Genomic DNA, 14,598 nt, shown 5'->3' with positions numbered 1-14,598 from the left:
GACTGTTGACTGTTGACTGTTGACTGTTGACTGTTGACTGTTGACTGTTGACTGTTGACTGTTGACTGTTGACTGTGGAGTGTGGACTGTTGACTGTTGACTGTTGACTGTTGACTGTTAACTGTTGACTGTTAACTTATGACAACTGACAACTGCCTACGGACAACGGACAACGGACAACGGACAACGGACAACGGACAACTGACAACTGACAACCAACAACTGACAACTGACAACTGACAACTGACTTATTAAAATCCAAAAGTCCGCTTACCATCCGGCTTAACAGTAAGCCAATTGGTCTTTGCCATTGCCAGTTGTTCCTCAGAAACTGTAGCGTTGGTAAGATTCGCCCCGCACAAATTTGCTCCCCGCAAATTCGCCTTAGTCAAATAAGCCCCCGTCAAGTCAGCACCTCGGAAATCCGCGCCTTCAAAATTGGCAGTGCTGCAATAAGCCTCAGTCAAATTAGCATCTCGCAAATTCGCCTGAATTAACCGGGCGTGGCCCAAATTCGCCCCCGACAAATCCGCTGCTTGCAAATTTGCCTTCACCAACCTAGCCTGATAAAAATTACTTCCCGCTAACTGCAATTTTTGCAGTTGCAAGCCAGACAGTTCGCAGTCAGCAAAATCGCGCTTGCCTTTAAAATATGCCGCTCGCAAGCTGTTGGTGTCCCATTTAGGAGCAACTTTCGAGACCTTTGACGCTGCTAAATTGCCGCTAGAATGTCCAACCGTTCCGAAAGTTCTGCCTGACTCAGCCAGAGTTCGGGAAACTCTCGGCTGCATCCCCGTGTTCCCGGATTGGCTGAAGGAACTTCTACCAGCGCGGGTGTGGTTCGATCGTAAATCTTGATTAATTTTGCTCTGAGGCCGTGACCACGAAGAACCCTCGTCATTAAATATTGTCGGTTCTTCAACTGCACGAGAAGAGCCGTTGAATTGAGTTGCCAAGCCATCGACAAGACTTGGGTCTTCAAATTCGCCAGAGAGAGCTCTGAGGACATCTGCTGCCGATTGGAAGCGGTGGCCAACCATCGGCTTCAGCATTTTTTCGAGGATCCGCGCAAAATTTGGGCTTACCTGAACATGGGGATGCCACACAATTTCGCCGGTTACTCCATCAAAATCTAAATCCTTGGGCGATTTTCCTGTCAGCAAGTACAAGCAAGTCATCCCCACCGCGTAGATGTCGCTGGCAAATATCGGCCGCAGCGCCATTTGTTCCGGGGGAGCAAAACTAAATGTGCCGACTGAAAATTTCGTGTTGGCGCTTTGGTCGGCGGGGTCTAATAATATTGTTTGGCTAACTTGGTCTTTTACCGCTCCGAAATCAATCAGAACTAAGTGGCCGTCTTGAACTCGGCGAATAATATTTGCGGGTTTGATGTCTCGGTGAATTACTCCTTGGCTGTGGATATATTGCACTACTGGCAGAATTTCTAATAGAAAATTTTTAACATCCGATTCGTTGAAACGGCCTGAGTGCTTGACTTCTTGTTTCAAAGTCGAGCCTTTAACATACTCTTGAACTAAGTAAAATTGCTGTTCCGTTTCAAAATAGTCTAGCAGCCTCGGTACTTGCGGGTGGTCGCCCAGTTGACCCAGGGTTTTTGCCTCTCGCTTGAATAATTCCCGCGCCATTTCTAAAACTCGCGGCGACGAACTACTGGGTCGCAGTTGCTTGACTACACAACTCGGTTGACCGGGCAATGAGATGTCTTTTGCCAGAAATGTAGCTCCAAAACCTCCTTGTCCTAACGGTTCAATAACTCGGTAGCGAGCGCGCAGCAATAACCGCGCACCGCACGTCTGACACTGGAGAATAGAGTCAGAAGGGTTTTGAGGATGGGGACAGCCCGGATTTACGCAGTAGCTCATATTGATTGAGTTTGCCTATGTTGTTCTGATCTTGTCAGCGTCGCTCGACTGCACAAATTGCCTGTTCCTGCTTCTGGTAGACATACTAATCTATCAGTTTTCGGCGGGCCGTGCGTCCGATTGCGAATTGGAATTGCACCTAAGTCTTTTAGGCCGATATCTTTTCCCTATTTTGATTATCTCGCTGCTGTGAGTTTTTTCCGTTGATTATCCTTGAAGATAGTTTAAAGACTTGCTAAAGTTGTGCTTTTTTGTGTAAAGTCTTTCTAAACTTAAGTGCTTTTTGCGTTGTTAGATGTTTCTAGCATACCTCATTCTCTGAATGAGAATGCTACTCATCCGCCAGTAGCCATCGACCTTTGGGGAGATAACTCGTTTTTGCTGATGTGTACCCTAACAGTCTTGACAAAATTGAATTAGTATGTTATAAGACGCTTTCCACAATAAATTCTGGGACTGCACAGTCGAAGCCGGCCGGCGCAGACTAATGACTAATAACTACAGCTCGCTGACAACTAACTACTGACTAAATTATGCGTATTTCTCTAAACTGGCTCCGGGAATTGGTGGATGTGGCGATATCGCCGGAAGAATTAGCCGAAACCCTGACAATGGCAGGCTTTGAAGTTGAAGAAATCGAAGATCGGCGCCCGTGGGCAAGCGGCGTAGTTTTGGGCAAAATCATCGCCTGCGAACAGCATCCGAATGCAGACAAATTGAGAGTTTGTCAAGTGGATGTCGGCTCTTCAGAAGCTTTGAATATTGTTTGCGGCGCACCCAACGCTAGGGCAGACATTTACGTGCCTGTCGCTGTTGTCGGCACTTTTCTCCCGACTATTGATTTAAAGATTAAACCTGCTAAATTGCGGGGCGTTCCTTCCGAAGGAATGATTTGCTCTCTGGCAGAATTGGGACTATCTAAAGAGTCAGCCGGGATTCACATTTTCGAGTTAGAAAATCCAGAATTGGGCAGCGATATTCGCCCACTTTTGGGTTTAGATGATGTGATTTTAGACTTGACAGCAACTGCCAACCGGGCAGACGCTTTGAGCATGGTGGGTGTAGCGCGAGAAGTTGCGGCGCTGACTGGGGCGAGTTTGAGAATTCCAGAAGCGAATGGTGTTGCGATTGAGGGCAAAGAAAGTCCTGCTTTGGCAGTAGAAATATCGGAACTGCAGGGATGCCCGATTTACATCGGCACGGCAATTGAAGGTGTGAAAATTGCTGCTTCTCCAGCTTGGTTGCAGCAGCGGTTGCAGGCGGCCGGAGTGCGGCCAATTAATAATGTAGTTGACGTGACTAATTACATTTTGCTGGAATGGGGACAACCGCTGCACGCTTTCGATCGCGATCGCCTGCAATCTTTCACGGGTACTCAAGATATCAGCATCGGCGTCCGCTTTGCCAAAACAGGCGAATCCTTCAAGACTTTGGACGGACAAAACCGCAATTTGCAAGCTCAAAATCTGTTAATTACTGCTAGCGACAAACCTGTTGCCTTAGCTGGGGTAATGGGCGGCGAAGACACGGAAGTTCACGAAGGAACGCAAAATTTAGTCTTGGAAGCAGCGATTTTTGACCAGGCAACGATTCGCCGTTCTGCGCGCGCTCAAGGCTTGCGGAGCGAGGCTTCGATCCGCTACGAACGGGGGGTGAATCAGGCGGCATTGGCGACGGCTTGCAACCGCGCTGTTGCCCTAATTTTGGAGTTGGCTGGAGGCACTGCGACGGTGCAGAAAACGGCGAGTTCGGGCGAGGATTTGAGTTTTTCGCGATCGCTCGAATTGCGTTTAGACCGAGTAAATCTGGTTTTGGGGCAGTTGAAAAGAGGACAAACCGGCGGTTCTAAATATCTGGAACCGGAAGAGGTGAAAAACATTCTCACAGCTTTGGGATGCGAAGTTGTTCCAACAGAAAAAGAACGGGTGTTTGCGATAACTGTTCCTCCTTACCGCTACCGAGATTTAGAAAGGGAAATTGACTTAATTGAAGAAGTTGCCAGACTCCACGGTTATGACAATTTCTGCGATACTCTGCCCAGCAAAACGGAACCCGGTTATCTGTCACCAGAATACGCGGCAATTCGGAATGTGCGATCGGCTTTTCGGGCGGCCGGTTTGACGGAGTTGATGCACTATTCTTTGGTGAAAACAGAGGGAGACAATCAAGTAGTGCTGGCGAATCCGCTGTTTGTGGAGTATTCAGCTTTGCGGACAGAAATGCTGTCGGGTTTGATTGATGCTTTCCAGTACAATTTGGAACAGGGAAATGGCGCACTAAACGGTTTTGAAGTCGGCCACATTTTCTGGAAAGATGGGGATGCAATGAAGGAAGCCGATGCAGTTGCGGGGATTATCGGGGGCGATCCGACTGTGTGGAAATGGCAGCAGTCCGGGCGCGATCGACCTTTGACTTGGTTTGAGGCAAAAGGTATTTTGGAAAGCGCATTTCAAGAGTTGGGTTTGTCGGTGGAATATCGACAAGATGATGGTAAACAGGATGTTTATCCTATTAGTGGCGGGCAAGATGCCCGCCCCACAAGGCTGCATCCTGGCCGCACCGCTGCGTTATCGTTAAACGGGAAACATTTAGGAATTTTCGGACAGTTGCACCCGCAATTGCAGCAAGAAAAGGATTTGCCTGAGCAGGTTTACGTGTTTCAATTAGATTTAGCGCTGCTGTTGGGTGAATTAGGGCGATCGAGCAACTTAACTCGCAAGTTCGCGGGTTATTCGAGTTTCCCCGCTTCAGACCGAGACATTGCGTTTTTCGCACCGATTGAAGTTCCGGTTGTTGAGATGCAGAGTGCGATGAAAAAGGCGGCCGGTAGTTTGCTGGATTCAGTGGAACTGTTCGACGAATATCGGGGCGACAACGTGCCGGCGGGACAGCGGAGTTTGGCTTTTCGGTTAATTTACCGCGCGGGCGATCGAACTTTGAGCGAAACTGATGTCGAACCAGCACAACAAAAAGTTCGCGATGTTTTAGTTGAGAAGTTCGGCGTTAGTTTGAGAAGCTAAAATAGGCCGCTACTCACCAATGGAAACCGCCAGGGAATGAATTCCCTGGCTCAAAGCTAAAGTCCTCTCAAGAGGACTAATAAGATTTACGGATTACAAGGTAAATTTGCCATTTTGAGCAAAGCGAAGAATCTCAAATTCTTGCAATAAAACCGTATAAACTGCATAATTGCTACTAATGAACTCTTCAGTCCTATGCAAGAGGGCTTCAGCTTTGAGGCGGGGGTTGAAACCCCTGCCGGACTCAATTTTTAACGTTAATTAAATTGACACCAACGGCCGCAACATCTCCCCAACCATAAAATAAAAATCAGGAAATTGCAAAGGAGAAATCCTCGCATCATCCTCAAGAACTACTATACTCTGATAGCCATCCTGACTCGGTTCTCGAAATACGTGAAGTTGCCGATTATTAACATCCAAAACCCAATAATCAGCAATTCCAGATTGAGCATAAATTGTCGCTTTTATCCCCAAATCTGTTCTCAGGGTTCTATCAGCAACTTCAATAATCAGATAAATTTCAGACGGAGTTGGATGGTGGTCTTCATAGTAAAGCGGATCGGGTACGACCACAGCAAGATCGGGTTCAGGTTCCGAGAAATCATTTAACCGAACAGGATCTTGCAGCCGCACCAAAACTCGCTCTCCCAAACGGTTTTCCAGTAACTTCTCTGTGCGTGTCACCGCTGCACTGTGGGCTGTTCCTTTTGCAGCCATCTTTACTATCTGTCCTCCCAGTAATTCGACTCGTTCATCTGCGTCAAAAATCCCAACTTCCGCCATTCGGTGATATTCTTCAACCGTCAACAAACGAATGTCTAATAAAGTCATAGCCATCTTCTCCTATCTAACACTCATCTCTCTTTCCCCTCTTCCTCTGCGCCCTCTGCGCTCTCTGCGGTTCATTAATCTTCTTCTTAAAATTTTCGTTAAATCCTGTTACTCTTATTGTACAATAACTTTTAAACAAATTTATCTAAGGCTCAAAACCGTGACTAAATATGTGATGTGGGGAAGTTACTGCGAAGACGTTCTCGAAAAACGCGAGCCGTTTCGAGACGCTCATTTAGCCGGATTGGCTAAGCAGAAGGAATCGGGTGTGTTAAGTACGATCGGGCCCACAAAAGATTTAACAAAAGTTTTTGCTATTTACGAAGCCGAAGATGAGGCGGCCGTGCGACAATTGGTGGAAGCCGATCCTTATTGGGTAAATGGGGTTTGGACTGAGTACGATGTGAAAGAGTGGATTCAAGCTTTTTGAAGAGGTTAACAGGGTGAACATCTTAAGATTGGATGACAGCGATTTAGTTCCAGTGGACTATGGCGATTTGCTGGACCAGATTTTAGAAGTTTTGCAATCTAAAAACCCGTTTAGCGTATCTGAAGACAACAGCCGCTTGCTAATTGATATTGACACCATTGCTGCGGATGTTGCCAACAAGCGAGTGCGGCAACCCCTGGGTTCTGGGGAACGTCAAGCACATTCTGCTACTGTTAACTTACCGCCGGAAATTGAGGAGCGTTTTGGCAGTCAAGTTAGACAGATTCAACAGTGTTTGCGGCAGCAATTAGAATTTAAACTGCCACAAAATACTTCTATTGAAAGGTTTGTCGCTAGTTTGATTAGTCCATTAGACTCACCCTCTTTTCGGGGAAGCGGCCAAGAGTTAGGCTTTAAATACGATTTTGACACCCGCCACCCTTCTTTAGACAAAGAAAGGCTAACTTTGGAAAGCCGAGGTACTGGAAGCCATGCAGCTTTAAAATTGCATAAATTGACCGTTACCGTCCGAAATACAGATATTTTTGAACAAGAGCTCAAGCAGGGTTTGCAAAACTATATCAATGAAAATGCCGAGACTAGCAGTGAGAAAGAAGACCTTAACCAGCGTCTTGATGAGATGGTTAAAAATACTGACTCGGATTTTCACAAATTAATCCGACTGGTAGACAAAGAAACTCTCGGCAAAATTCAAAAAGAAGCTAAGATTACTTACTTAGAGTATCTGCTCGAACACATCCGCGCAAGCAGCACAGATACTGTAGGCATCATCTATTTAGAAGACTTAATTCGCCGCATCAGATTGATAGAAGAATACATCAACGACCCAACTAAATCCGATGGCGAGTACGAAGTTAATTATGCTGGTGTTCGAGTTAATTATCGCGAGATATTTGCCCGTTCGGAATTTTTAGATACACTGCCAATTATTCCTATTGTATCAGGTTACTTGGGAGAAAGTACGGACAATTATCGTAACGAGCGTAAGTTTATCTTTGGCCTCAAAATCAAATTTGATAACTCAGTTCAAGCGCGCGGTGGAAAAGATGTATTTGAGTATTATCTGAACCTGCTAAATCCCGACAGTGAAGAACATCAAGCAGAATTTGATGAGGATTCTAATCCCGAAACCTTCGTCCGCAAACTCTTAAAAATAGCATTGCTCTACTATTTTGTGCTGGCTTCCCGCAATGACCCACTAGCACAAAATTACGACCCGGATTCTGAACTAAATCATCAGCCTAGAGCCCTATTTGAACAAAGAGTCTTGCCCGTTTTGCAAAGTTCTAACGATGAGCAAAAAAAAGAGCTTTTTCGCAACTTTATTAAAGGGCTTAATCAGTTTAACATAAAACACAAAATTACGCATCTGAGAAGAATGCTAAAAGGCTTTCTGGAGCGTCAAACAATTTTACCAACCCGCACAGAAACGCGACACGTAAACCTCAAAATAGGTCTGGTAGAAGATATTGACAATATTTTGACGAATGGTAAATTTTTTAATGACATTATGGAGCGAAATTACAAGCAAACGCTTCATTATATTACCGTCAAAGAACCTAGTGTCGATGAAAAATCTATTTGTCAGCTACCCGTCAATATCAGCATCGAAGATGTCCGGTATTTCCCAACTGATGAACGCCAAAATTTTAGCATGGAATACAATATCAAAGGTGTCGATGTTTTGCCTGTACTTTCTGCACCTAAAGCCCCTCGCTCTAGAGAAATCTACGAAAAACATTTTCAGACAAAATTAGTTGTGTTTCCCTATGACGATAGACGACTAGACTGCGGCGGTAAAGGTTTACAACCTGCAGCAATTTTTGTGTATAAGTTTACCATGTTGCTGCTGTCCTATATCTGTCTGAGGATATTGCTCGAAAGTGCTGCGGACAACTTGTTTATTCCGATGGTGAGGCTCCACGAAGGCGACCACAATCACCCTTCGGCGTCAGAAGTGTTTATGGCTAACCTTTCTAAAACATTGTCTCATATTTTAAGTGAAAAACAACGCTCAACTTCTCAAGGATTTCGGATTAGAAAAACGCCCAATGGTTACACCATTCGTAACGGTTTGAGTTCCTTGTATTCAATCCTTCCTAAAAAGTTTCGATTCGATGATAATGTACAGCTAGCCCCTGAGTTGGATAAATTGGCAATTATTGTCGTTTCCAGCCGGGATAGTGATGCGAAAAGAAGCAATCAAAACCGCTTCCAAAGACAAGCCTGCTTAATCGGAGAAATTGTCGGAATCAATCGTCTAGATGACAGTACAATTCAAGTCGAAATGCTGAAAACACTTTCCGAGAATTACAGTGTCAGCCGTCTTTATTCTGAGCCGTTAATCCTTGAAGATGCAATGAGTCAGCTTTATCAGCAAGGATATCGGAATTTCGCATATATTTCGCAAGCACCTTACATGAGTACGCTGCATATTACTCAGACTGAGGAAGATGAGGAATTGTCTTTCATGTCAAAAAAATTGCTCCGAACTTTGAAGGGAGAGAGGCGGGATATCAAAATTTATCCGATATTCTTTGATAAATACTATGTCCGCAGTTTCCTAGGCGATAGGGGAAAATCCTTTTACATTCAGGATGCAATGGAGCTTGAAAGCTTGTTTGCAGATACCAGTCAGCAAGCTGTGATGTTTTTCAACTTGTTTAACGGAATTAGAGTCAGGGAGGAAAAAAACTTTTATAACGGTGTCATTTCCTACTCGACTCTGTTGAATATCTATCAAGGTATCCTAGACGATCAAGATATTCGTGAAGGTTTGATTTATGATGGTGTAATCAAAAATACTTTGCTACATTATCTAACAATATTCCACTTTTCTCGGTATGAAGCTCGTCACAATATTAGTTTAAAACTTGACCCCTACGAGCGAATTATTGGCGATGAATCGGTGGGTGCTTTGTCTGTATTTAGTCATGCTGGCGGTAGTGCGGATTTTAATTCCCTGGCATTTTTGAATAAGGTAAGAGAAGTCTTGAATGTGGATGAGGGAGGTATTAATAATGATTGGTGAAGATTTTGGACGGCTGTTTGAGGTGGGATTTAATATTGGGATTCTGGCGTATATTCAGCGTGAAAATATAGCTCACAATTTCGGAGATTCCTACCGTCTCGATTTGCAGAAACTAGAATTGCCAAAGATGATGGCGGAAATAACTAGGGAAGCTAATCTCCTCGGTAGTTTGGATGCTAAAATTGTTGAGAAGTGGAGTCTATTTTTTGTCCAAAAAGGCTTTATTGGTGGGTTGAATTTCTTCCGGGAGTACCTCACATCTACGGGCTGGACTTTAAGGTTATCGCAAATCTCGTATTTTCAGTGCAGTTTGAGTTGTGCTAACAGTATTAGAACCCATAATGACGATGAGACAGAAGTTTTTAAAGCGTTTAAGAAGGTATTATCTCAGTTTGAAACAGCGCAACCCAATTTCTCAGACGATGAGATTAACTCCTACATCCGCCGCTACAAGAAAAAAGGCGAGTTTTTGCAAGCTGATACCCTGATTTTGTTGCAAAATGGTAAGGATTTTAGAATTCTGTGCGTTGATTTGTCTGTGTTTACTCCTCCGTTGACTTCGGAAAAAGTCGATAATCTCAACGAAATAGAGGTGATGCGGAAGTCTTTGCTCAGAGAAATTAGCTATTTGCGATCGAAAAGTGTTTTTTCTAATCTGCGAATCGATACTAGCACTTTAGGTATTGACTTTTCGGAGGGTTTAAACCGCTATTTTACGGCTTTTAAGTATAAGGATAAGGAAAGCGCTAAGTTGATTCAGGCTGGTAGCTACGCTCACAGCTTCTACGGTTTTCTGCAAACGACTGGTATGATTCCTGATGGTGCTGAGGTGTTGTTGAATGTTGTCGGTTATAGCGATCGCACAATTAGCGCAATTTCCCTCCGCAGTGATAAAATTGACATCTTGGCGAATTGTGCCAAAATCTACCAGCAGGAAGCGAAAAATAAAGAGATTAACGATGCTCGCGGCGATGTTTTAGATACGATTCAACTCAACGCAGCTCGCAGTTTTCAAAATGGCAAAAAGTTTGTCAGCGATTTGTTGACGATTGGCAAAAGTTCTACACCTGTACGTAATACAGAGCGGCTCGATAATTTTGTTAATTCCATAGATATTATATCAGATAAACTGGCCGATGATTTGCAAATCGATCGTGGATTACATCTGAGAAATGCTCACGCTCAATTGATTGTCAAAGCACTGCAATCTGATGAAACTTATATCTTTTTGACGGGGAATCCGGGAATTGGGAAAACAACTGCGATCGCAGATTTCCTCAAAACCCATATAAACGACGGTTTCTTGTTCTTTTACGTCAGTCCCCGCAAGCAAGTCAACTTAGATATCATCGATAAATTTCGAGACAAAAAGACTGGTTTGCTGTGCGACAATCGCTTATTTTGCATTAACTCAAGTTCCGATACTATAGACAGCAATTTTGGACAATGTACCGTCAACTACGTCGCAAATAATCATCACGAAAATTTTCAACAAAAAAGTGTCCACTTCATCAACAACAGGGCCGAAATGCAGCGGAAGGAATATCACCAGCCGCAACTTGAAAGGAAGGGAGAAACAGTAATCAAACCTAGGATAGGCAAAAAGCATGGAGTGCTAAATAGCGTTTGTGAGGGAATATATTCGCTCATCAATCGTAAAACATCGAACAATATCGTGGCTACCGTTTCCATTCAGTCTTTAAAGGTGACAGAAACCGGAAAAAATACTCTCCAGCATTTAGAGAAAATATTTCAAGATGCTTACAACAAGGGGGAAAAAGCAGTCATTTCTCCTAAAATGCAAGAAATCTCCAGCCGCATCAAACACATTTTCATTATGATCGATGAAATTACTGGAGACGACGGCGGCGTTGAGTTTTTGCATGGAATTGGTAGGCTGCTTAACAAATATGACTTGCACAACCCAAAACACGGTTTTAATACTAAAATTATTGTAGCCGATGCTTCGATTGTTGACCCGGATGTGATTAAACAACACCTCGATGATACCTCGCCGGAACCGGATAAAATCTATTTCAAAAAGCTCCCAAAAACTTCAGAGGAAATCCCGCCTTTACAAGTTATTCCTTTTGAATTTAAACGATTAGCTGCTAAACTTATCAATACGAATTCCTATCCCGCTAGCAGTTTAGAGATAACTTACAAGGTGTTTGTAGAAGCTGTTAAATTCACTGAAGATATTTCTTTAAAACTAACTTATGATTTGGTAAAACGGGTACAGTCTCAAATAATTGAGGATATCAATCAGCGGTTAGCAATACCGGGAGTTGAACAAATTATCGTCTACATTCAGGATAAGCGAAGATTGGCGGAGTTGATTGATAAAATCCAAAATGAGCGAGAATTTAATCGCTATACCGATTATCTGGAAGTCCACGCGAATATCTCGGAAGAGGAGAAGGAGCAAATACAAAAGTGCAAAAATACAGCTAAAGTAATTTTTATGACTGCATCGGGAAGTCGCGGCTTATCTTTCCCGAAAACTAAGCATATTTTAGTGGATATTCCCCGCTTCCAAATTGAGAAAAATCTGATGGAAGTGATACAGGTGATTTATCGGGGACGCGGAGAATATGATAACGGTAAAACCCTTGATGGTGAAGACAAAGAATTGGTTTTTTATCTGTCTGATACAGCAGTTTATTACGCTGATGATGCGGAACTTTCTTTACAAGAAAGCAAGTTGAGTTTGTTGAATTTACTGCTAATTCTGAAGACTGCGGTGATGACGCGGATTGTGGGATATGGATATTTGGGTAGGGAAAAGTTTTTGATGATTCCCATCGGCGGTAAGTCGGTTTCCGCAGTAGGAGATACTTTTAGCAGCAAAATGGCTTCTCTAATTAAGACATTAAAGAGCGAGAGCCAGCGAGGAAATATGTTGTTTAAGGAGGTTTATACGAGCCTGGAACAGCTTTTGGGTCGCGGGGAGTTTCTTTTGAAAAATTCTGATAAGTCTCGTCAAAAGGGCGATTACTATCTGGAAATGCGGGACGATTTTAATCGTAAGTTTTTGGAGAAGTGTAATCCGCTGGATGGTTTGCTGAGTTATGATAATCTAGAGATTGGTCATGTTTGCGGTAGTTTGTTGGTAGTGCCTCTACCTAAGCAAAATTTGCTGGAAAAATACCAGATGCGGCTACGCGAACAAATTCAGAAGTGTGTAGATAATCAGTTGCTGCAAAAAATGTATCGAATCAGGGATAGCGAGTCGTACCCGGAGAATGTACGATCAGCTATAAGAGGAGGTGCGATCGAGCTTTTGCAATTTCTCAACAGCGAAGTCGAGAAAACTCAGTATTTTGAAGAGCAGAGTCAGCAGTTCGATCGCTATTATGCCATACCGCTGTTTGCCTTCGTTAGCGGGGAGGAGATGCAGGAGTATTTTGCTGACAGCAGGCTGGAAGAACCGGAAGATAGGCGGTTTCGGGATATTTTGTCTGCTTATGTGCGATCGATCTACCCTGCAGATAGTGTAATGCCGATCGGGCACAAGTATCAAGACTTTCCATTTATCGTGTTCAGAAGCTACAGTTTAGAGCAAAGTAGAGAAAAGATTTTTACAGAGAAATATCTTTTAAGTTCCAACGAATTGAACGTGCTTAATTTAATTTTGTCGAAACAGGTAAACTGAAACTTGTAGGTGCGTCAGACGATTTTAGATTTTAGATTTTAGATTTTAGATTGGGAATCAAGGATGACTATTGGGGTTTAGATATTACCTACAGTTGCATTCTTGTGGGAAACGGCTATCAGTTAGCTGTCACCCTATCCGCACATAAAATAAAACTCTTCTGACGCACCATATAAGCTGTGTTGCATCTAGATTGCCTATGGTATTAGAGAGGGAGAAGGTCCGATGGGGATCGGGGGAGAGGATTGGGCGATTTTTGATCGGGACTCGAAATATACAATTTAAATGCACAACAGCTTAGCAGTTCTCTAGAAAGTGAGGTATGCCCTATGCCCTATGCCCTATGCCCTATGCCCTATGCCCTATGCCCTATGCCCTATGCCCTATACCCTATGCCCTATGCCCTATGCACGTCGGGTACCTCATGTTACCGAGAAAGGCTATACTTGCTACTTGCTAACTTCAAACGGCGTGTATTTCCCCCCCAAAGCTTCGACGATGGCGCGAGTATTAGCCGACATCATTTTCACATAAGAATCGCCCTCGCTTCCGGCCGCCCCAATCGAATCCGAATAAAGTTGCTGCGCCGCCAATTTCACCCCCGCTTCCTCCGCCACTGTTCTAATCAGTTGCGGGTTAATAGTAGTCTCCGCAAAAATAGCAGGCACTCCCGCAGCTTTCACCGATTCTACTAACTTTTGCACCGTTTGAGCGCTTGGCTGTTCCTCCGTACTAATCCCGATCAAACTGCCAGCACTTCCCAATCCGTAGGCGCGGCTGTAATATTGAAAAGCATCGTGGGTTGTTACTAATTCGCGCTTATTTTCGGGAATAGTTTTAATCTCTTGTTCGATCCAACTATCCAAACGTTTTAACTCTGCAGTAAGTTTCACAGCATTCTGCGTAAACTTCTCCCGATCTTCCGGCGACAGTTCGATTAGCGCATCCCGAATCGCTTCCACCATTTGAATTACATTTTCCACATTTCCCCAAACGTGCGGATCGGGTACGGTATTGCCTTCTTTATTCAGTAGCAAAGGCTTGACAACTTCCCCCACTGCTAATTTCCGCGCCTTAATTCCGGCGGCATTCATCATCCTAATTAATCCCGGTTCCAAATTGTAACCGTTATACAAAATTAAGTTAGCTTTTTCTAAAGCTTGAGAATCTTTTGGTACGGGTTCGTAAACGTGGGGATCGGTTCCCGGCTGCAAAATTCCTGTTAGCTGAACTTCGCCACCCGCTACTCGATCGGTCAAATCCTCAATAATTGTGCTGGTAGCAACTACCTTGGGTTTAGCATCTGCCTCTGGAGAGAGGCGATCGCCCTGGGTTGAAGCACAACTAAATAAACCCACAGTCAAAATGCCGCAAGCAATAGTTCTAATCCAAAATGCCTTGGACTTGTCCCTTCCAGGGGCGGCGGTTTCAATCCCCGACTCACCGCTAAACTCCCCTTTATCAAGTTGCTTCACAATTGCCGTCGGTTTTAATTCACATCTGACACCTTTCTCAATTACTTGCTTAGGAACAGGCAAGATGCCTGTTCCACAGGAAAACTGATTCTTTGTGGAACGGGCATCTTGCCCGTTCTTGAGAAGGGTGGAAGATATCAGTTTTAAGTCACATCGGACACCATTCTCAATAACTTGCTTAGGAACAGGCAAGATGCCTGTTCCACAGGAAAACTGATTCTTTGTGGAACGGGCATCTTGCCCGTTCTT

The 14,598-nt window shown here is 44.0% G+C and carries 7 protein-coding genes; 4 read left to right on the top strand and 3 right to left on the bottom strand.

Annotation, left to right across the window (positions count from 1 at the left end; genetic code table 11):
- Positions 1-251: 251 nt before the first annotated feature.
- The gene (locus QUA16_RS27660) at positions 252-1,883 is read right to left on the bottom strand and encodes a serine/threonine-protein kinase (protein WP_333107444.1); all 1,632 of its coding nucleotides are present in this window, start codon (positions 1,881-1,883) and stop codon (positions 252-254) included.
- 533 nt (positions 1,884-2,416) lie between these two features.
- Here QUA16_RS27660 and pheT point away from each other — a divergent pair.
- Entirely contained in the window at positions 2,417-4,903 is a 2,487-nt protein-coding gene (gene pheT / locus QUA16_RS27655) for a phenylalanine--tRNA ligase subunit beta (protein ID WP_333107443.1), read from the top strand.
- A gap of 261 nt (positions 4,904-5,164) precedes the next feature.
- Here pheT and QUA16_RS27650 read toward each other — a convergent pair whose 3' ends face one another.
- Positions 5,165-5,737, bottom strand: a complete 573-nt coding sequence (locus QUA16_RS27650; RefSeq protein ID WP_333107442.1) for a Uma2 family endonuclease — start codon at positions 5,735-5,737, stop codon at positions 5,165-5,167.
- 160 nt (positions 5,738-5,897) lie between these two features.
- On the opposite strand from QUA16_RS27650, the gene QUA16_RS27645 reads away from it, so the two are divergent.
- Genes QUA16_RS27645 through QUA16_RS27635 form a run of 3 tightly spaced genes read left to right on the top strand, consistent with a single transcriptional unit; the run spans position 5,898 to position 12,874 of the window.
- Complete coding sequence (locus QUA16_RS27645) at positions 5,898-6,167, top strand: YciI family protein (RefSeq protein ID WP_333107441.1); 270 nt, start codon at positions 5,898-5,900, stop codon at positions 6,165-6,167.
- 13 nt (positions 6,168-6,180) lie between these two features.
- Positions 6,181-9,219 (top strand): hypothetical protein, encoded by a 3,039-nt coding sequence (locus QUA16_RS27640; protein WP_333107440.1) that lies wholly within the window; start codon positions 6,181-6,183, stop codon positions 9,217-9,219.
- Positions 9,209-12,874, top strand: a complete 3,666-nt coding sequence (locus QUA16_RS27635) for a helicase-related protein (protein WP_333107439.1) — start codon at positions 9,209-9,211, stop codon at positions 12,872-12,874. The genes QUA16_RS27640 and QUA16_RS27635 overlap by 11 nt, the downstream gene beginning before the upstream one ends.
- 449 nt (positions 12,875-13,323) lie before the next feature.
- Here QUA16_RS27635 and QUA16_RS27630 read toward each other — a convergent pair.
- Positions 13,324-14,598: metal ABC transporter substrate-binding protein (locus tag QUA16_RS27630; protein ID WP_445252196.1), on the bottom strand; the 1,275-nt coding region annotated here is incomplete at its 5' end.

This window comes from Microcoleus sp. S13_C3, assembly GCF_036700905.1.
In the GTDB taxonomy this organism is placed as follows: Bacteria; Cyanobacteriota; Cyanobacteriia; order Cyanobacteriales; family Microcoleaceae; genus Microcoleus.
Note: the sequence above shows the minus strand (reverse complement) of the source record. Positions and strands in the feature narration are given on the sequence as shown.

Excerpts from the sequence above, each read along its gene's own strand:
- QUA16_RS27635 (WP_333107439.1), top strand. The coding sequence starts at position 9,209 with ATGATTGGTGAAGATTTTGGACGGCTGTTTGAGGTGGGATTTAATATT.
- QUA16_RS27660 (WP_333107444.1), bottom strand. The coding sequence starts at position 1,883 with ATGAGCTACTGCGTAAATCCGGGCTGTCCCCATCCTCAAAACCCTTCT.
- QUA16_RS27650 (WP_333107442.1), bottom strand. The coding sequence starts at position 5,737 with ATGACTTTATTAGACATTCGTTTGTTGACGGTTGAAGAATATCACCGA.
- pheT (WP_333107443.1), top strand. The coding sequence starts at position 2,417 with ATGCGTATTTCTCTAAACTGGCTCCGGGAATTGGTGGATGTGGCGATA.